15 protein-coding genes are annotated in these 19,305 nt (G+C 61.6%); 11 read left to right on the forward strand and 4 right to left on the reverse strand.

Annotated features, from left to right (window positions below; translation table 11 throughout):
• Positions 1 to 65 precede the first annotated feature (65 nt).
• The 8 genes from AB6M95_RS08915 (at position 66) to AB6M95_RS08950 (ending at position 10,555) form a co-directional block, all read left to right on the forward strand.
• Entirely contained in the window at positions 66 to 3,164 is a 3,099-nt protein-coding gene (locus AB6M95_RS08915) for a UvrD-helicase domain-containing protein (protein ID WP_371386387.1), read from the forward strand.
• Positions 3,165 to 3,477: 313 nt separating this feature from the next.
• Positions 3,478 to 4,206, forward strand: coding sequence for a cobamide remodeling phosphodiesterase CbiR (gene cbiR, locus AB6M95_RS08920; protein ID WP_371386388.1), 729 nt, complete (start codon positions 3,478 to 3,480; stop codon positions 4,204 to 4,206).
• Positions 4,203 to 4,712 carry a bifunctional adenosylcobinamide kinase/adenosylcobinamide-phosphate guanylyltransferase gene (locus tag AB6M95_RS08925; RefSeq protein ID WP_371386389.1) on the forward strand — a complete coding sequence of 170 codons (510 nt, stop codon included), beginning with the start codon at positions 4,203 to 4,205 and terminating at the stop codon, positions 4,710 to 4,712. Before cbiR ends, AB6M95_RS08925 begins: the two co-directional genes overlap by 4 nt.
• A 3-nt stretch (positions 4,713 to 4,715) precedes the next feature.
• Positions 4,716 to 5,711, forward strand: a complete 996-nt coding sequence (locus AB6M95_RS08930; RefSeq protein WP_371386390.1) for a DHH family phosphoesterase — start codon at positions 4,716 to 4,718, stop codon at positions 5,709 to 5,711.
• Between the two features lie 18 nt (positions 5,712 to 5,729).
• Positions 5,730 to 8,402 carry a DNA polymerase I gene (gene polA / locus AB6M95_RS08935; RefSeq protein ID WP_371386391.1) on the forward strand — a complete coding sequence of 891 codons (2,673 nt, stop codon included), beginning with the start codon at positions 5,730 to 5,732 and terminating at the stop codon, positions 8,400 to 8,402.
• 110 nt (positions 8,403 to 8,512) lie between these two features.
• Entirely contained in the window at positions 8,513 to 9,568 is a 1,056-nt protein-coding gene (locus AB6M95_RS08940) for a hypothetical protein (RefSeq protein ID WP_371386392.1), read from the forward strand.
• Positions 9,569 to 9,585: 17 nt separating this feature from the next.
• The gene (locus AB6M95_RS08945; RefSeq protein WP_371386393.1) at positions 9,586 to 10,011 is read left to right on the forward strand and encodes an ASCH domain-containing protein; all 426 of its coding nucleotides are present in this window, start codon (positions 9,586 to 9,588) and stop codon (positions 10,009 to 10,011) included.
• Entirely contained in the window at positions 9,992 to 10,555 is a 564-nt protein-coding gene (locus AB6M95_RS08950) for an ATP-binding protein (protein WP_371386394.1), read from the forward strand. The genes AB6M95_RS08945 and AB6M95_RS08950 overlap by 20 nt, the downstream gene beginning before the upstream one ends.
• A gap of 285 nt (positions 10,556 to 10,840) precedes the next feature.
• Here the strand turns inward: AB6M95_RS08950 and AB6M95_RS08955 are convergent, their stop codons facing one another.
• From AB6M95_RS08955 to AB6M95_RS08970, 4 genes are all read right to left on the reverse strand, one after another.
• Positions 10,841 to 11,047, reverse strand: a complete 207-nt coding sequence (locus AB6M95_RS08955) for a hypothetical protein (RefSeq protein ID WP_371386395.1) — start codon at positions 11,045 to 11,047, stop codon at positions 10,841 to 10,843.
• A 111-nt stretch (positions 11,048 to 11,158) separates the two neighbouring features.
• Positions 11,159 to 11,953, reverse strand: a complete 795-nt coding sequence (locus AB6M95_RS08960; RefSeq protein WP_371386396.1) for a substrate-binding periplasmic protein — start codon at positions 11,951 to 11,953, stop codon at positions 11,159 to 11,161.
• 138 nt (positions 11,954 to 12,091) lie between these two features.
• A complete protein-coding gene (locus tag AB6M95_RS08965) occupies positions 12,092 to 15,244 on the reverse strand; it encodes an efflux RND transporter permease subunit (RefSeq protein ID WP_371386397.1) in 3,153 nt (1,050 codons plus the stop codon).
• 3 nt (positions 15,245 to 15,247) lie between these two features.
• Complete coding sequence (locus tag AB6M95_RS08970; protein ID WP_371386398.1) at positions 15,248 to 16,483, reverse strand: efflux RND transporter periplasmic adaptor subunit; 1,236 nt, start codon at positions 16,481 to 16,483, stop codon at positions 15,248 to 15,250.
• Between the two features lie 242 nt (positions 16,484 to 16,725).
• Here AB6M95_RS08970 and AB6M95_RS08975 point away from each other — a divergent pair, with 242 nt between their 5' ends.
• From AB6M95_RS08975 to AB6M95_RS08985, 3 genes are all read left to right on the forward strand, one after another.
• Positions 16,726 to 17,013: a DUF1844 domain-containing protein gene (locus AB6M95_RS08975; RefSeq protein WP_371386399.1), complete on the forward strand. Its 288-nt coding sequence runs from the start codon at positions 16,726 to 16,728 to the stop codon at positions 17,011 to 17,013.
• 11 nt (positions 17,014 to 17,024) lie between these two features.
• Positions 17,025 to 18,080 (forward strand): N-acetyl-gamma-glutamyl-phosphate reductase, encoded by a 1,056-nt coding sequence (gene argC / locus AB6M95_RS08980; RefSeq protein ID WP_371386400.1) that lies wholly within the window; start codon positions 17,025 to 17,027, stop codon positions 18,078 to 18,080.
• A 212-nt stretch (positions 18,081 to 18,292) separates the two neighbouring features.
• Positions 18,293 to 18,904: a nitroreductase family protein gene (locus AB6M95_RS08985; protein ID WP_371386401.1), complete on the forward strand. Its 612-nt coding sequence runs from the start codon at positions 18,293 to 18,295 to the stop codon at positions 18,902 to 18,904.
• Positions 18,905 to 19,305: the final 401 nt, after the last annotated feature.

Below are 19,305 nucleotides of genomic sequence, written 5' to 3' on the forward strand. Positions count from 1 at the left end.
AGTCAACCCATTTAGGAGGGGCCCACGGGTTGCAATAATAGGAGTATGCCTATACTGTTCCCTCCATGGAAAGATTCACCGCCGACCTGCACATACACTCCCGTTTTTCGCGTGCCACCAGCAAGAACCTGACCATCCGGAACCTGGCCGCCTGGGGCCGGATGAAGGGGCTTTCGGTGCTGGGTACGGGCGACTTCACCCACCCCGAATGGCTGGCCGAGATCGAGGAGCAGCTGGAGGACAACGGCAAGGGATTATTCACCCTGCGCGAGCCCCGCGGGCTGGAAAAGGAGATCCCGGCCTTCGACGGCGACATCCCCGGCCGCACCCGGTTCATGCTCCAGACGGAGATCAGCTCCATCTACAAGCGCGGCGGCAAGGTCCGCAAGGTCCACAACCTGGTCTACATGCCCAACCTGGACGCGGTGAAAAGGTTCAACGAGAAGCTCGGCCAGGTGGGCAACCTGGCCTCGGACGGCCGCCCCATCCTCGGCCTGGACTCCCGCGACCTCATGGACCTGGTCCTGGAGACCCACTCCCAGGCCTTCCTGGTCCCGGCCCACATCTGGACCCCCTGGTTCTCCCTGTTCGGCTCCAAGTCCGGCTTCGACTCCATCCGCGAGTGCTTCGGCGACTACGCGGACGAGATCTTCGCCATGGAGACCGGGCTCTCATCCGACCCCGAGATGAACTGGACCTGGTCCGAACTGGACCGCATCCGGCTGATCTCCAACTCCGACGCCCACTCCGGCGAAAAGCTCGGCCGCGAGGCCAACCTGTTCCGGGGCGAAATTTCCTACGAGGGCATCTACCGGGCCCTGCGCGGCGAGGGCTTGGGCCACAAATTTCTCGGCACCGTGGAGTTCTTTCCCGAGGAGGGCAAGTACCACATGGACGGGCACCGCAAGTGCGGCGTGTCCATGGACCCCCACGAAACCATCGCGCGGGACGGCATCTGCCCGGTCTGCGGCAAGCCCGTGACAGTGGGCGTGTACAACCGCATCCTGGAGCTGGCCGACCGCGAGGAGCCGGCCCAGCCCGCGGGCGCGCCCGGCTTCGTATCCATGATCCCGCTCAAGGAGATCCTCTCCGAGGTGCTCGGCGTGGGCCCGGGCTCCAAGAAGGTCGACCACCTGTACATGCAGCTCATCCGCGAGTTCGGCAACGAGCTGGACATCCTCCAGCGCGCGCCCGCCGAGGACCTGACCCGGTTCTCCTGCCACCTGGCCGAGGGCATCACCCGCATGCGCGACGGCCAGGTCATCCGCAAGGCCGGGTTCGACGGCGAGTACGGGGTCATCTCGGTTTTTTCGGAAAAGGAGCGCGCCCAGATCAAGAACGGGGGCACGCTCATCCACATCCCCCGACCCGAGGCCCGGCCCGACCCCGGCATGACCGCGACCTGCAAGGCCGTGTCCCGGCCCAAGGTCGAGGCCATCCCGCTGGCCTACAACGACGCCCAGCAGGCGGCCATCGACGCGGGGCCCGGCCCGGTGCTCGTCCTGGCCGGTCCCGGCACGGGCAAGACCCAGACCCTCATGGGCCGGGTGGAACGGCTCATGGACGAGGGGGTCCCCCCCAAGCGCATCCTGGCCCTGACCTTCACCCGGCGGGCCGCCCAGGAGATGCGCGACCGGCTGCACGCCCTGCGCGGCGAGAACGCGGAAATGCCCCAGGCCGGGACGCTCCACTCCCTGTGCTTCGACTACTGGAAGCACGCCTACTCCGAGACGCCCATCGTGGTCCCCGAGACAGCGGCCAAGAAACTTTTCGCCGAGGTCAACCCGGAATTCGCGGGCAAGAACCTCGATCACTACTGGAACAAGTACATCCTGGCCCGCGAGCAGCTGACCGAACTGCCCGAGGACCTGGCCGAGGCGCACATCAGCTACGGCAACCAGAAGAATCACTGGGACCTGGTGGACTACACCGACCTGCTGGAATTCATGCTCGAGCAAAGCGGCGCGCCGACCTTCCACATGCCCTACACCCACGTGTTGGTGGACGAGGTCCAGGACCTCACCCCCCTGCAACTGGCCGTGGTCCGGGGCATCGCCGGGAAGTCCGGCGAGGGGCTGTTCTGCATCGGCGACCCCAAGCAGTCCATCTACGGGTTCCGGGGGGCCGTGAGCGACGTGGAGGAGTACCTCAAGGGGGTCTGGCCGGACATCGAGATGGTCACCCTGGTCGACAACTACCGCTCGGGCCAGACCATCCTGGACGGGGCGGGCAATCTTTTCCCCGATTCGCCGCGCCTGATCGCCCGCAAGGGCGTGGACGCGACCATGCACCTGTTCGAGGCCCCGGACGCCATGCGCGAGGCCACCTGGATCAGCGACAAGATCAAGGGGCTGATCGGGGCCACCAGCCACTCCATCGTGGACAGCGAGGGGGGCGGGGACCTGGCGCCCGGCGACATCGCCGTGCTGGTCCGCTTCAAGGCGCTCATCCCGGTCATCGAGAAGGCGCTCAAGCGCGCGGGCATCCCCGTCAGCACCCCGGAGCTGGAAGGATTCTGGCAGGAACCGCGCGTGGCCGCCATTCTCAAGGCCGCCGAGCAGTTCCTGGGCATGACCCTGTCCGGCGTCGAGGGCACCATCGAGATTCCGGACCACATCCTGGCCAAGGGCCCGGTGGGGCTGGCCGCCTACCTGAGCGAGACCCCGCCGTTCGACCAGTTCTTCTGGGAAAGCCGCCAGTTCAAGGAACTCAAGAAGGAGTTCGACCGGCGCGGCGGCTGGCAGGGGCTGGTCAACTGGGTGTCGCTCCAGACCGAGCTCGAACTGGTCCGCCGGACCGCCGAGAAGGTCCAGATCATGACCCTCCACGCCTCCAAGGGTTTGGAATTCGAGGCCGTTTTCATGCCCGCCTGCGAGGAGGGCATCCTCCCCTTCGCGGGCATGGACCTGCTCACCGCCACCGTCACCCTGACCCCCGGCAGGGGCCAGCGGTTCGCCGAGGAGCGCCGCCTGATGTTCGTGGGCATGACCCGCGCCCGGCGCAACCTCTATCTCAGCCACGCGGCCAACCGGCAACTCTACGGCAAGACCCTTACCCTGCCGCGATCGCGCTATCTACGTGAAATTCCGGAACGACTTCTGACCAAATCCACCCTGGCCGCCCGCAAGGTGACCAAGGAAAAGCAACTCGGCCTGCTCGACTAGAGAAGAAAGCGGTAAAGCCCGCGTTCGTAGATCCAACAGACGTTGCGGGCGGCGGATCGGGGCAGACCGAACCGGCGCAACCGGCAGAAGACGTGCAGGGGATTGAACTTATGTTGGAAATAATTCCGAAATCCGATCATATCCAAAACCTCGGCGAACCGTTCGTTACATTGAGCGATTCGCTGCAATAGCCATGCCCCGAGACCCTATGTCAACGAAACCGACGGCTTCGCGGAACCTCCCCGGCGGCGACCGGGCAAATCCTGCGCCCTCCGCCCCCCTTTCCGTGCGCGGGGTGGAGCAAAAATGGGACGTGCGCTTCCCCTTCCCCCTGGCCGCGCCCTCGGCCGTGCTGCCTGCGGGCCTGGCCGAGAACAGCGCGTTCCTGGCCGATTATTTCCCCGAAATCGCGGTTCTTTTCTTCGAAACCGAGGCCTGTCTGGCCTACACGGACGAGGACCTGCCCGCGCACCTGGCGGACCTGCCCTGCTCCTGGCACGTGCATCTGCCGCTGGACCTGCCGTGGCGGGCCGGGTTCGAGACCGCCTGGCAAAAGATTGACGGGCTGCTGGACAAGATCGCCTTGGTCTCGCCCAGAGCCTATGTGCTCCATCCGCCGGACGGGCCGGACATGCTCCCGCCCCTGGCGGAGAGGCTGCGCGACAAGGGCGTGGACCCGGCCCTGTTCCTGATCGAGAACGTGGGCGGCCGCAGCCTGACCGAGGTCTGGGACGAGGTGGTCGAGGGCGGCTTCTCGGCCTGCCTGGACATCGGGCACATCCAGGCCTATGACCAGCGCGACGTGCTGCAGCTGCCCGGCCTGTGGGAGCGGGTGCGCATGCTCCACATATACGGGGCCGAACGGGACAGGCGGCACTGGCCGCTCAACGAACTGGACCCCGTGGGCCAGGTCCTGCTCAGGACCATGCTCGAACGGGCAACCGACTTCACCGTGACCCTGGAGCTCTTCCGCCGGACGGAGCTGTTCGACTCCCTGGACCTCTTCGGCCAGTGGTTCGCCGGGTGGCAGGAGGAAAAATGATCACATTGGTGCTCGGCGGCAACAAATCCGGAAAATCCGATTTCGCGCTGGATTTGCTGGCCGAATCGGCCGGTCCGGGCCTGTTCGTGGCCACGGGCAAGGCCCGGGACATGGAATTTCGCGACCAGATCCGGCGCCACCGCCAAAGCCGGGGGCCCGGTATCGAAGTGGCGGAAGTGGCCGAGGACTTGCCTCAAAGGCTTCAAAAGGCTAAATTGTCGTTTCCGGCCGTGCTGGTGGATAGCCTGGACTACTGGTTGTTCGCCTGTCGCGAGGCCGGATGCGAGCCGGTTAAGGTCGAGGAATTCCTGGAAGTTCTCGACAACTGGGGCTCCACGGATTTGATACTTGTCTCCTGTGAGACAGGGCTTGGGCCGCTGCCTGCCGGCAGCGCGGTCCGGGCCTTCGTGCGGAGCCTCGGCGCGCTCAACCAAGCTGTCGCCGTGCGGGCCGACCAGGCTTTTCTGGTGGCGGCCGGGCTGCCGTTAACCCTGAAACAGGGATAGTACGTGGCACTATTTCGACAACTTGACGAGCAGGTCGAGCAACTTCTCAGCCTGTTCAACAAAGAAGACAACTGGCTGATCCTCATCAACGCCGACCCGGACGCGCTGGGCTCGGCGCTGGCCCTGAAACGGATCATGACCCGGCGCGTGAACGCCGCGGCCATTGCGCAGATCAATGAAATCAAGCGGCCGGACAACCTGTCCATGATCCGCTACTGCCGCATTCCCACCCAGAAGCTCATCCCGAACCTCGCGGCCCAATACGACAAGTTCGCCCTGGTGGACTCGCAGCCGCACCACAACCCCGAGTTCAAGCAGTTCGATTTCTCGGTGGTCATCGACCACCACCCGATCATGCAGGACAACCTGGTCCAGGCCGACTTCGTGGACATCCGGCCCAAGTACGGCGCGGTCTGCACCATGATGACCGAGTACCTGTACAACATGAAGATCCGCCCGGCCAAACTGCTGGCCACGGCGCTTCTGTACGGCATCCGCTGCGACACCAAGACGTTCGAGCGGGAGTTCACCGACGCGGACATGTCCGCCTTCAAGTACCTGAGCAAGTTCGCGGACTCCAAGCTGATGAACCGCATCAGCCGCAGCGAGTTCCACCTGGACTGGATGCGCTACTTTTCCCGCGCCTTCTACAACCTGCGGCGCATCGGCCACGGACTGTTCGCCCACTGCGGCAACGTGGACAACCCGGACATCCTGGTCATCGTGGCCGATTTCTTCACCCGGGTGCACAACGTGGCCTGGGTGGTGGTCTCGGGCACGGCCGACGACAAGCTGGTCTGCATCTTCCGGGGCGACGGCCTGCGCCGCGACATGGGGGCCATGGCCCAGAAGCTGATGAACGGGCTCGGCTCGGCGGGCGGGCACAAACAGGCCGCCCGGGCCGAAGTGGAGCTGACCGACCTGGAAGGCGTGGACCCGGAAATCTTCATGCTCAAACGCCTCGGACACGGCCGCAAATCCTCCATCCACAGAATCTAACCCCCACCCCACATAGCTATGTCGTTAAAAGAACGCCTCAATTTCGATAAGGACCCGGTGTACCTCATCGACGGGACCGCCCTGCTCTATCGCGCCTTCTACGCGCGCGCCGACCTGTCCCGCTCGGACGGGTTCCCGACCAACGCCATCAACACGGTCATGCGCGTGCTCATGAACCTGCTCAAGGACGAGAACCCGAACCACGTGGGCTTTCTCATGGACGGCAAGGGGCCGACCTTCCGCAACGCGCTGTACGGCGAGTACAAGGCCAACCGCCCGGCCATGCCCGAGCCGCTTCGCGACCAGGTGGAGCCCGTGCGCCGGGGCGTGGAGCTACTCGGCATCAGGCTGCTGGTTTCCGACGGCGTGGAGGCGGACGACTGCATCTGCTCCCTGGCGGGCCGCTACAAGGCGGACAGGCCGGTGATCATCCTGGCCACGGACAAGGACATCAAGCAGTGCCTGGACGACCGGGTGGTCATGGTCAGCCAGATCGGGCGCAAGGAGACCATCCACACGCTCGATTCCTTCCGCGAGGCCGAGGGCATGGAGCCCGACACCTGGCCGGACTTCCAGGCCGTGATCGGCGACTCGGCGGACAACATCCCCGGCATCCCCGGCATCGGCCCCGTGACCGCGCGCAAGCTGTTCGCCGCCACCGGCCCCACGCTGGAGGACGTGCGCGACAACCTGGACAAGGTGCCCGAGAAGCTGCGCGCCAAGGTCGAGCCCGAGCTGGACAACATCTTCAACTTCCGCGAACTGACGCGCATGAAGACCGACAGCTGCGACCAGGACCTGGACTTTTTCCGGCTGCAACGGCCTGACCTGGCCGCGTTGGACGCGTTTTTCGAGGAATACGAGCTGCGCGGATTGCAGCGGCTCCTGCCCAGGGACGCGGGCACGGCCCAGTCCGCACCGGCCCCGCTGGCCGAGACGGTCAAGAAGGCCGCCCAGGCCGCTCCGGCCGGAGAGAGCAAGCAGTTCTCCCTGTTCGGCGAGGCCGCCCCGGCCAACGAGAAGGCCGAGGAGCCCCTGGACGTGAACGTGGCCGGAACCGTGGACGACCTGCCCGACCTGGGCGGCGAGGACGTGGGGTTGACCTTCGAGAACGAGGCATTTTTTATCGGCGTGAACGGCCAGGAATACCGCTACACGGGCCCGGCCAAGGATTTGGTGCGCAAGATCGAGCACGCCTCGGTCATCGCCACGCCGAGCGTGCAGGACCTGCTGCGCGCGGACGAGGCGTGGGGGCACATCCTGTCGAGCCAGTGGTTCGACCTCAGCCTGGCCGCCTACCTGCTCGACCCCGAGGCGCGCAACTACACCTGGGCGCGGCTGCGGCAGTCCATGTTCCAGGACGGCCGGGCCGAGTTCGCGGACGCATCGCGCGACCTGCACCCGAAGTCCCAGGGGCTGGCCGCGCTGGCCTACATGACGGGCATTCGGGGCCAGGTGGAAGGCGCGCACCTGAACGAGCTCATGCGCGAGCTGGAAATCCCGCTCATCCCGGTGCTGGTGTCCATGGAGCGGGCGGGCATCGCCATCGACGACGCGGCGTTCCAGGAATTTCTGGACGAAGTCAACGGCCAGCTGGACGAGCTGACCCGGACGATCATCAGGCACGCGGGCGAGGAGTTCAACATCCGCTCCAGCCAGCAGCTGGCCGTGGTCCTGTTCGACCAACTCGGCATCAAGGCCGGGTCCAAGACCTCCACCGGGCTGCGCTCCACGGCCAACCAAGTGTTGGAGAAAATCCGCGACCAGCATCCCATCGTGGATGCTGTGCTGGAATTCCGCATGCTCGAAAAGCTGCGCTCCACCTACTTGGAGCCCCTGCCCAAGATGGTCGGGGAGGACGGCCGCCTGCACACGCATTTCAACCAGCTGTCCACGGCCACGGGCAGGCTGTCCAGCTCGCAGCCGAATTTGCAGAACATCCCCATCCGGGGAGTGCACGGACCGCGCATGCGCGCCTGCTTCAACGCGGCCGAGGGCAACCGGCTGGCCGCGGCGGACTACTCGCAGGTCGAGTTGCGCGTCCTGGCCCATTTCTCCAAGGACCCGGCGCTGATCGACGCCTTCAGGCACGACGAGGACATCCACGCGCGCACGGCGGCGCTGATCCACGACAAGGACATCAAGGACGTGACCGACACCGAGCGGCGCGGGGCCAAGACCATCAACTTCGGCCTGATCTACGGCATGGGCGTGCAGAAGCTGGCCCGCGAGTTGAGCATCAAGCAGGCCGAGGCCCAGGAATTCACGGACAAATACTTCGAGAAGATGGCCACCCTCAAGGCGTACTACGATACGATTGTCGAGGACGCGCTCAAGCACGGCTTCGTGACCACCCTGGCCGGACGCCGCCGCTTGCTACCCGAGCTCCACTCCCGCAACAACCAGCTCTCGTCCCAGGCCCGCCGCCAGGCGGTCAACACGGTCATCCAGGGCTCGGCCGCCGACATCATCAAGATGGCCATGGTCCAGGCCCACAAGGACAAGCCCCTCAAGGAACTCGAAGCCCGCCTCATCCTCCAGGTCCACGACGAACTCATCATCGAAGCCCCCGAAGCCAACATCGAAAAGGCGGGCGCGCGCTTAATGGAGATCATGCAGAACGTCGCCAAACTGGACGTCCCGCTCAAGGTGGACATGGGCGTTGGGAAGAATTGGGCGGAAGCGCATTAAAAGGCTGTCCAAGACAACAGATTGCCCACTCGACACCAACAAAAATATAGTAAAATAAATAATTGGATGATAAGCCATGTACACACCTGAATAACTCAAGGAGACTCACTGTGGCTAAAGATTCCAATATTGTTGTCCGCACCTTTGACGTTCTTAACCTGCAAGATTCCTTTTTTGATTCACTTCGAAAGGCATACCGCGGTTTCGATGATTGGTTCAGGAGGAAGGGAAAAGAGCACGCTTATGTCATGAGCGACGCCGAAGGAATTCAAGCGTTTCTGTATCTCAAAGTTGAGTACGGACCTATAACAGACATCACTCCACCTCTTAATACTGATATATGCTTAAAAGTAGGCACCTTTAAAATCAATGCTCATGGCACTAAACTTGGAGAACGGTTCGTTAAAAAGATTTTTGACCATGCTATTGTAAACAATATCAAGCATATATATGTTACTGTTTTTGATGAGCACTGGCCTTTAATCAGTATTCTTGAAAAGTACGGCTTTGTTCGCCACGGAACCAAGACAACCCCAAGTGGAACAGAACAGGTTTACCTTAAAGACTTCAATCGCATGACGGGTAGTATCGTGGCCGACTATCCGGTACTTGATGCAGTTAATTGCAATAAATGGCTACTAGCTATCTACCCTCAATGGCACACCAAGCTATTTCCTGACTCCATTTTACGGACAGAAAACTCTAGCATTATAGACGACATTTCCCACACCAATAGCATTCATAAAGTATATATATCATGGGCAAGGGACATTGGCTCAATCAAAAACAAAGACTTGATAATTATTTACCGAACCAAAGATTCAGGGCCTGCATGGTATCGCTCTGTTGCCACTTCTATATGCGCAGTTGAGAACATAAAGGCTGTCAATTCTTTCACCACACTGGACGACTTCAAAAAATTCACATCGCCCCATAGCGTCTTTACTGACGAAGAACTTACAAAATTCTACAAAAAACAGGTCGGATATGCCATTAAAATGACTTACAATATCGCTTTACCGAAAAGACCAAACATGGCTTCACTCGTTGAGAATGTTGGTCTCAACAGGGATAACTATTGGGGATTTATGAAAGTAGACGATAAGCAATTTTTAGCTCTAGTTGAAGAGAGTAAAGTGCCAAAATGCGGAGTCATTCTCCCATAATATATGGAGATTAACAGGTGGCCTCAATATTCCTTCCGATCAAACCAGTTTATGCTGACAGATTATTGTCAGGAGAAAAACGATTTGAATACAGAAAATCAATACCATCAAAAGACATCTCGGCTGTCGTTATTTATGCTTCCTCCCCTAAGAAGATGATTGTCGGGATTGGTATTGTCGATCATATACTCTGCGGTTCAGTAAGTGACATTTGGCAAAAGACAAGACATGCATCTGGCATTAATAAAGATGCATACCTTCACTATTTCGAAGGAAAGAGAACGGCATATGCAATTCAATTTTCTGAAATCCGTAGGCTGACAACGATGGTACCTCCAGAAACTCTCTCAGAAACATTCAGGATACCACAATCATTTACATATATTGATGATGACAATCTAAAATCTCTTACAGACTTAGAGTATGAGACAGTCAAACACTAATATTTTTTTTATAGGTGGAATACATGGAGTTGGAAAGACCACTTTATGTGAATTGATTGCTGATTTTTTTGATATTCCAACATTTTCCGCTAGTGCCATAATAAAGGCGCATACCAATAATAACTTCTTAGACAAAATTGCTCATGAACCAGAAAGCAATCAATCTATTCTAATAAAAGGACTTGGACGACTTAGAGCTGATCATCAAGATTTAATACTGGATGGGCACTTTACCATTATCTCGGGAAACGGAATTTATCCTATTAGCGTGAACTCCTTTATCAATATGGATTTAAGTGCGCTATTCTTGCTAACCGATACGGCGGAACGAATACTTAAGAGGCGGCTCACACGTGATAGCAACTTATGTATTTCACTTTCAGAAGTTGAAAACCATTTGAAAGCTGAACGCCGCCACGCTGAAGCAGTCAGTAAAGTCTTAGGACTTCCTCTCCACCTGCTTGATGTCAACAATCCTAATTGCTCGACCAAGTTCAAAGATATTCTTATCGAAATATTTCAGCCATCTCCTCGTCAGCCCTAGAAGCTGACGGAACGGCGGAGCGGCTCTTCGATCCTGGGAGGGAGCGGAGCGGACGACTGGATCGGGAGCGGAGCCGGTCCGATCAGATTCTTGGGCTGACGAGGAAGGCGGCGGCGCTACCTCCAGGCCCTTTTCTTTGGTTCTTTCTTTTGGGCCAGCAAAAGAAAGAACCCCGCCGGGAGGGCTGCAAAAAAGTTGGAGGAGCGCCAGCGACGGCTCTTTTCTTATTTGTCTTTATCTTTTCCAATGCAGAAGGCCCGCTCAGCGGGCCTTCTCCTTCTCCCCTCAGCGGGTGTGGCACTCCCTGCAACAGAAATAGCAGCCGTCCACCTCCTCGTAATACTCCCGGGCCTTGGCGATCGCGCCGTGGCAGGTCGGGAACTCGCCGAGGTAGATGCTGTTTTCGGGCAGGGGCTTGTTCGAGCACAGGCTCGTGTGGACTTCGTGCTCCCCGGTGGGCTGGGCCTTCTTGTTGACGTAATACCTGAACATGGAGCCTCCTTTTGCGGCGGAATTTAACTCCATATATAGGCAATTACATTTAGTGTAAACACAATACCGTCAAATCTATCAACAGGCGCAAAAAAAAGATGCCCTCTCCCCCTATTGGTTGCCCTCGTATTTCGACAGGATGGCATCGAGCCGCCCCTCGGCCTTCATCTCTTTGATGGCCTCGTCGAACTCGGGCAGCCGGGCGGCATGGGGGCAGTCGCGGTTGATGAGCAGGTGAAACGGCATGGCGTCGAGCGAGACGTCCGTCTCCACGATACGGTTGCCCACCCCGCCCTCTTCGATCAGGGGCCAGGCGGCCATGGGCCACTCGATGACGATGTCGCCCCGGTGGTTGGCCAGCATGAGCCAGACGTTCTTGAGCAATGGCGACTCGTAGGTCTTGATGCCCCGGGAGCGGATACATTTGTCGTTCCAGCCGTTGCCGTGGTAGGTGAGCACCACCAGGCCCAGGCGGAAGATGTCGTCGATGGAGCGGATATCCCTGATCTCGGCCAGCTTGGGGTGGTCCGCGGTGGTGAACACCTTGAGCCGCTTCAGGTAAAACGGGTTCTTGTGCGTGGCCGCATAGACCAGCCGCTCGGCCGTAGGCACGGTGATCATGGCGTCGACGTCGCCCGACCGGACCAGGGCCTGGCAGCGGCTCCACGGATAGGCCCGCCACGTCGAGCCGATGCCCAGGCGGACCAGGGCCTCGCTGACGATCTCGTAGAAAAACCCGGTCATGTACCCTTCCTCGGACCGGGTGAAGAAGGGCCAGTAGTCCGGATAGGCCACGCGCAGGGGCTCGGCAGCGAACGACACGGGAGCGAGGGCGGCAAGGAGCGCGGCGGCAAGGCACCAGCCCGCCAGCCGCCGTCCGGCCCTGCCGAACATAATTCGCCACATACACCCTCTCATGCTCAGACGGTAGCAGATTCCTTTTTTCAGTCAACAGGATAGGAACTTTTCCAATCAAAAAGACAGAAGACACGAAAAAAGCCGCCCGAAAGCGGCTTTTTACACGTATCACTTATACATAACAGACTATTTTTCTTTCCTGTTGGCTATACCCTCTTTGCGCAGGAAACCGCCTATCCAGGAGCCCGCGCCCTGGATGGCCGTGTACAGTGAGGGGACTACGAGCACGCCGAGGACGGTGGCCGCGATCATGCCGCCAAAGACCGAGGTGCCCAGCGCGTGCCGGCTGGCCGAGCCCGCGCCCGAGGCCCGCACCAGGGGGATGACGCCCAGGATGAAGGCAAACGAGGTCATCAGGATGGGCCGGAAGCGCAGGGACGCGGCGGCCTTGGCCGCCTCCAGGATGGACATGCCCGCGTCGTGCTTGTCCTTGGCGTACTCCACGATCATGATCGCGTTCTTGGCCGCCAGGCCGATGAGCATGACCAGGCCGACCTGGGCGTAGACGTTGTTGTCCAGCCCGCGCAGCCACTGGGCCGACATGGCCCCGAAGATGCCGAGCGGGACGCACAGGATGACCGCGAACGGCGTGGTCCAGCTCTCGTACTGCGCGGCCAGGACCAGGAAGACCATGACGATGGCCAGGCCGAAGATGATCCCGACCTGCCCTCCGGCGCTCTTCTCCTGATAGGCGATGGCCGTCCAGTCGTAGCCGTACCCGTCGGGCAGGTTCTGCTGGGCCACTTCCTCCATGGCGGCGATGGTCTGGCCCGAGCTGTACCCCGCCGGAGTGGCCGCGTTGATCTCCACCGAGCGGAAGACGTTGTAGCGCTGGATGTATTCCGGGCCGGTGATGCGCTTGGCGTTGCTCAGGGTGGACAGCGGGACCATCTGGCCGGTGTTGGAACGCATGTAGAACCGGTTCAGGTCCTCGAGCCGGGTACGGAACTGCGACTCGGCCTGGGCCATGACCCGGTAGGTGCGCCCGTACTTGTTGAAGTCGTTGATATAGTAGCCGCCGAGATAGGTCTGCAGCGTCTTGAACACGTCGGAGATGGGCACGCCGAGCTTCTTGGCCTTGTCGCGGTCGATCTCCACGAAGTACTGCGGCACGCTGTCGCTGAAGGTGGTGAACAGGCTGGTGATCTCCGGGCGCTTGGCCGCCTCGGCGATATACGCCCTGGTCACGGCGGCCAGCTCGGACACGCTGTTGCCCGAGCGGTCCTGCAGCTCGAACTGCAACCCGCCGGTGGAGGACAGGCCCGGGATGGGCGGCGGCGAAAAGGCCATGACCACCGCTTCCTGGATGCCCCAGAACGCCTTCTGGGCATTGCCCATGATGGACGCGAGCGACAGCTCCGGCGTGGTCCGCTTGGCCCAGTCCTCCAGGACCACGAAGACCGCCGAGGTGTACGAGGAGTAGGCCCCGGTCAGCAGGTTGAACCCGCCGAGCACGACGTAGTTGTGCACGCCCGGCGCGTCCTTGAGGTAGGCCTCGACCTTCTTCATGACCCCGTCGGACCGCTCCAGGGACGCGCCCTCGGGCAAGGAGACGTTGACGATGAAGTAGCCCTGGTCCTCGTCCGGCACGAAGCTGGACGGCAGGATGGAGAACAGGCCGCCGCAGGCCCCGATGAGCACGGCCACCACGAGCACGCCCATGAAGGCGCGCTTGACCATGGCCGCCACGGCCTTGTTGTAGCGCTTGGTGACCCAGTCGAAGATGGTGTTGAACTTGCCGAAGAACCAGCCGAGCGGCCCCCGGATGGGCGAGTACGGCCGCAGGATCAGGGCCGACAGGGCGGGCGACAGGGTCAGGGCGTTGACCGACGAGATGGCCACGGACACGGACAGGGTCAGGGCGAACTGCTTGTACAGCTGGCCGGTGATGCCGCCCATGAAGGCCACGGGGATGAACACCGCGACGAGCACCAGGGTACTGGCGATGATCGGACCGGTGACCTCGCTCATGGCCTTCTTGGTGGCGTCCTTGGGCGACATGCCCTCGTCGTCGATGTTGCGCTGGGTCGCCTCGACCACGACGATGGCGTCGTCCACGACGATGCCGATGGCCAGGACCAGGCCGAACAGGGTCAGGGTGTTGATGGAGAACCCGAGCAGGGGGAACAGGGCGAAGGTGCCGATCAGCGAGACCGGCACGCAGACCATGGGAATGACGGTCGTGCGCCAGTTCTGCAGGAAAATGAAGACCACCAGGAAGACGAGGATCAACGCCTCGTACAGGGTGGACATGACCTCCTCAATGGACGAGTTCACGAACCGGGTGGTGTCGTACGGGATGGAATAATGCACGCCCTCCGGGAAGTACCGGTACAGGTCCGCCATGGTCGCCCGCACCTGCTTGGCCACGTCCAGGGCGTTGGAGCCGGGCAGCTGGTAGATGAGCATGGAGGCGTTGGGCTGGCCGTTGAGGCGGGCGAAGGTGAAGTAGTTCTTGGCGCCCAGCTCCACCCGGGCCACGTCCCTGATGCGCACCACGGACCCGTCGGACTCGGCCTTGAGGATGATGTTGCCGAACTCGTCGGGGTCGGCCAGGCGGCCCTTGACGCGCAGGGTCATCTGGAACTGCTGGTCCTTGGGCGAGGGCGGCATGCCGATCTGGCCCGCCGGGGCCTGGGTGTTCTGCTCCTCCACGGCGTTGATCACGTCGCTGACCGTCAGGTTGTAGGAGGCCAGGCGGTCCGGGTCGAGCCACAGGCGCATGCCGTAGTCCAGGTCGCCGAACATGTTCACGTCGCCGACGCCCTCGATGCGCCGCAGGGCGTCATAGAGGTTGATCTTGCCGTAGTTGTTCAGGAAAAGGGTGTCGTACTCCGGCTTGTCCGAGGTCAGGGAGACGATGAGCACGAACTCCGGCGACTGCTTGCGCACGGAGATGCCGGTGTTGCGGACATCCTGGGGCAGCTGGGGCGTCGCCAGGTTGACGCGGTTCTGCACGTCCACGGTGGCCAGCTCCAGGTCGCGGCCCAGCTGGAAGGTCACGGTCAGGTTCAGGGAGCCGTCGTTGGCCGAGATGGACTTCATGTACATCATGTCCTGGGCGCCGTTGACCTGCTCCTCGATGGGCGCGGCCACGGACTGCTCCACGGTGGCGGCGTCGGCGCCGGTGTACGTGGCCTTGACGCTGACCGAAGGCGGCGAGATCTGCGGATACTGGGCGATGGGCAGGGCGAACAGGGAAAGGATGCCCACCAGCAGGATGATGATGGCCACCACCGAGGCGAAGATGGGCCGGTCGATGAAGAAGCGGACGAACATGGGCTACTCCGCTCCGGTCTTCGCGCCGTCGCCGGAAGCGGGCTGCGCGGTGTCGCCGGAGACCGGCGCGGGCGTGGTCCCGGCATCTTCGGCCGGGGCGGGCTGCTGCGGAGCGCCGGACTCCATGGGCACCACCACCGGCTTGATCTTCATGCCCGGCTTGACCCGGTTGATGCCCTCGGCCAGGATCATGTCCCCTTCCTTGACGCCCTCGGTGACCACGGCCAGGCTCGCGGATTCGGTGCCGAGCTTGACCGGCTGGTTCTTGATGGTCCCGTCTGCGTCCACCAGGTACACGGACTTCATGCCCTGGACGTCCATGATCGCCGTGACCGGAATGACCACCGCGTTCTGATGGTTGGAGACTCGCACCCGGACCTTGGCGTACTGGCCGGGCTTGAGCAGGTTGCCGGGGTTGGGAAAGAGCACGCGGATGCCGAGCGTTCCGGTCTGCGGGTCCACGGTCGGGTTGACCATGTCGAAGCTGCCGGGATGGCTGTATTCGCTGCCGTCGGCCAGGACCAAGCGGATGGGCCGGTCGCCGGAATCGCGGGCCTGCTTGTCGCGCATGGCCCGGATGTAGTCGCCCTCGCTGACGTTGAAGCTGACGTAGACCGGGTCCATGGTGGAGATGGTCGCCAGCAGGGTGTTCTCGCCCTGGCCCACCAGGTTGCCCACGTCCACCTGCACCCGGCCGATGACGCCGTCGATGGGCGAGTAGATCTTGGTGTAGCCGAGCTGGATCTTGGCGTTCTCCACCTTGGCCCGGTTGTCGGCCAGCTGGGCCTTGTAGGTGGCCGCCTGGGTCTCGTAGCTCTCGTACTCGTCGCGGCTGACCACGCCCTCCTTGAAGAGCTTCTGGAAACGGACCAGGTCCTTGGCCGCCTTGTTGTACAGGGCCTGGTTGTACTCCAGGCCGGACTGGGCCTGTTTCAGGTCCTCCTCGAACGGCTTGGGATCGATGACGAAGAGCAGGTCGCCCTTCTTGACGGTCCGGCCCTCCTCGAAATTCTTCTTGATCAGGAACCCGGCCACGCGCGCCCGGACCTCCACGGTCTCGTGGGCGCTGATCTGGCCGACCCACTCGCCCCAGTTGGGCATGTCGCGGGTCTCCGCCTTGACCACCTTCATGGGGACCGCCTCGGGAGCCGCCTGCTCGGCCTTTTTCTTGTCGCCGGAGCATCCGGCCAGAGCCAGGGAAAGAATCAGGACGAAGCCGCAGGCCGACGCTGAACGCAAAACAGAGTTAACCATCTCGAAAACCTTGCATTGTGTTGTTGTGAAAAAACCCCTCATCATCATACGCAATTGTGCACACCTTACAGGCATCAGGCAAGTATGTATATTAGTTATTTCACATAATGCACGTACTTGCGCCGACGCGGACCACAGCAAACCGGTGCTCTCCGTATTGACTATGGCCCGGCCAGACCGTACTTATCGGGCAGTGGCAACCGCATTCAATCAGCACGGAGAGGAAAATGGGCCAGAATAACTGCAGAGAAAACCCCATGAAGGGCATCCCCCTGGGCATCAACTTCACCACCTTCATCTACTCCCTGTCCTCCTCGGCCATGGTCGCCCTGGGCGAAGCCGCCGATCCGGGCACGGGCAAGACCTCCTTCAACAAGGACCTGGCCAAGCACACCATCGACGTGCTCGGCATGCTCAAGCAAAAATTCGACAACGGCCTGGAGGAAGACGAGAAGAAGCTCTTGTGCGACCTCGTGTACAATCTGCGGATGGCCTACGTTAACAAGACAAAATAGCGGGAACGACAATGTCTCAGATCATCAAGGCCGGGCTGGTGGGCGTCACCGGCTACACCGGCATGGAACTGGCCCGGCTCATGGTCCACCACTCCTCCATGGAGCTGGTCCGGGCCACCTCCCGGTCCGAGGCGGGCAAGAAGCTCGCCGACATCTACCCCTTCTTCAACCGGCTGCCCCTGGGCGAGCTGACCATCACCCAGCCCGACGCCGCCGACCTGGCCGAGGAATGCGACGTGGTCTTCCTGGCCGTGCCGCACAAGACTGCCATGGAGATCGCCGCCGAGCTGATCGAGGCAGGCGTCAAGGTGGTGGACCTGTCCGCCGACTTCCGCATCAACGACAAGGCCACCTACGAGGCGTGGTACCAGGTCGAGCACACCCGCGCCGACCTGCTCAAGGAGGCGGTCTACGGGCTGCCCGAGCTGTACCTGGACAAGATCATGGGCGCGCGGCTCATCGCCAACCCCGGCTGCTACCCGACCTCCTCCATCCTCGGCCTGGCTCCGGCCCTGGCCGCCGGGCTGGTGGAGACGGACAACATCGTCATCGACGCCAAGTCCGGGGCCTCGGGCGCTGGGCGCGGGGCCAAGGTGGGCAATCTGTTCTGCGAAGTGGCCGATTCCTTCCGGGCCTACGGCCTGCCCACCCACCGGCACACCCCGGAGATCGAGCAGGAAATTTCCAAGCTGGCCGGGACCGACATCACGGTCTCGTTCAACACCCACCTGCTGCCCATCGACCGGGGCATCCTGTCGACCATCTACACCCGGCTCAAGGGCGAGGCCGACCTGGACGCCGTGCACCAAACCTACACCGACTTCTACGCGGACAAGCCCCTGGTGCGCGTGCTGCCCAAGGGCCAGCTGCCCGAGACCCGCTTCGTGCGGGGCACGGTCTTCTGCGACATCGGCCTGGTGGTCGATCCCCGGACCAACCGGCTGATCATCCTGTCGGCCATCGACAACCTCTGCCGCGGCGCGTCCGGCCAGGCGCTGATGAACGCCAACCTGATCTGCGGGCTGGACATCGACGAGGGGTTGCCCATGGCCCCGATGATGCCCTAACAGGCTGTTGATAAACGCTCGCTCGCGGCCTTGCCGCTTTTTCGCGCCTTGCAGTCGCACGCTTTTGAACAGCCTGCGAGAGGCGCAAAACAAATTCATGAACTTCCGATGAAACGAAGGCCGTCGTCCAGACGGCCTTTTCTTTTTTCCGGTAGTGGTTATATTGGGGTGGAGGCAACCTCGCCCCGACACTGCATTCGGAGGATACGCATATGGAATTCAACGAAATATTGGAACGGCGCAGAGCGATCAACTTTTTCGACCCCTCGCAGGACGTGCCCGACGAGCTGCTGCGCACCGTGTTGGCCGAGGCCGCCATGGCCCCGTCGAGCTTCAATCTGCAGCCGTGGAAGGTGAAGGTGGTCCGCGACCCGGAGCGCAAGGCCGCCCTGCGCGCCGTGGCCTGGGACCAGCCCAAGATCACCGAGGCCCCGGTGGTGCTCATCGTCCTGGGTGACCGGGACGGCTGGAAGGAAGGCAACCCCACCCTGGAAGGCCACTTCAAGCACAACCTCAAGCCCGAGCAGCGCGACTGGTTCCTCAACGCCACCAAGACCCTGTACGGCGACACCTCGGAAGCCTCCCTGGCCTTTGCCGCCAAGAACGCCGGGCTGTTCGCCATGTCCTTCATGTACGCGGCCGCCGCGCGCGGCCTGGACACCCACCCCATGGACGGCTTCGACCGCGAGGCCGTGCGCAAGGAGTTCGACATCCCGGACAACTACTGGATTCCCATGCTCATCGCCGTGGGTCACCGCAAGCCGGATCTTCAGGTCCTCCCCAAGGCCTGGCGCCAATCGGTTGATGATATGATCTTACCTTAGGCGGCTTCCGATAGCGGCGCATCTGCACATTTTTTCCGGGGGGCTTTCATCCTCACGTAGACGGCTACGCTGCGGTGAAAGCCCCCCGGAAGAAAATGCACAGCTGCACCACTCTCGACAAATCCGCAGGACAGCGGATTTGGACGTTGCGGTCTTTCCGCGACGCCCCGAAGGGGTGAGCCCCAGGACGGGGCGAATCAAAGCCTTGTGCGAGCGCGGTGGGAGAGCCGCTGTCGGGTGCTGGCACACCCGAATCGCTCCATGAAGAGTGAAAGACCCCTGACTCAGGTATGAGTCGGGGGTCTTTTTTTGCGCCCTGCCCCGCGAAGCGGCTACAAAAAGTTTGGGAAAAGGAGGGGATGGGGGTCCGGGGGAAGGGGAGGAAAGAACCCTTTTCAAAG

This window comes from Pseudodesulfovibrio karagichevae (genome assembly GCF_041414475.1).
GTDB lineage: Bacteria > Desulfobacterota > Desulfovibrionia > Desulfovibrionales > Desulfovibrionaceae > Pseudodesulfovibrio > Pseudodesulfovibrio karagichevae.

Bases quoted from the DNA above. Each gene is read 5' to 3' on its own strand.
- polA (WP_371386391.1), top strand. From the start codon at position 5,730: ATGTCGTTAAAAGAACGCCTCAATTTCGATAAGGACCCGGTGTACCTC.
- AB6M95_RS08950 (WP_371386394.1), top strand. From the start codon at position 9,992: ATGAGACAGTCAAACACTAATATTTTTTTTATAGGTGGAATACATGGA.
- AB6M95_RS08925 (WP_371386389.1), top strand. From the start codon at position 4,203: ATGATCACATTGGTGCTCGGCGGCAACAAATCCGGAAAATCCGATTTC.
- AB6M95_RS08965 (WP_371386397.1), bottom strand. From the start codon at position 15,244: ATGTTCGTCCGCTTCTTCATCGACCGGCCCATCTTCGCCTCGGTGGTG.
- AB6M95_RS08960 (WP_371386396.1), bottom strand. From the start codon at position 11,953: ATGTGGCGAATTATGTTCGGCAGGGCCGGACGGCGGCTGGCGGGCTGG.
- argC (WP_371386400.1), top strand. From the start codon at position 17,025: ATGTCTCAGATCATCAAGGCCGGGCTGGTGGGCGTCACCGGCTACACC.
- AB6M95_RS08975 (WP_371386399.1), top strand. From the start codon at position 16,726: ATGGGCCAGAATAACTGCAGAGAAAACCCCATGAAGGGCATCCCCCTG.
- AB6M95_RS08985 (WP_371386401.1), top strand. From the start codon at position 18,293: ATGGAATTCAACGAAATATTGGAACGGCGCAGAGCGATCAACTTTTTC.
- AB6M95_RS08915 (WP_371386387.1), top strand. From the start codon at position 66: ATGGAAAGATTCACCGCCGACCTGCACATACACTCCCGTTTTTCGCGT.
- AB6M95_RS08955 (WP_371386395.1), bottom strand. From the start codon at position 11,047: ATGTTCAGGTATTACGTCAACAAGAAGGCCCAGCCCACCGGGGAGCAC.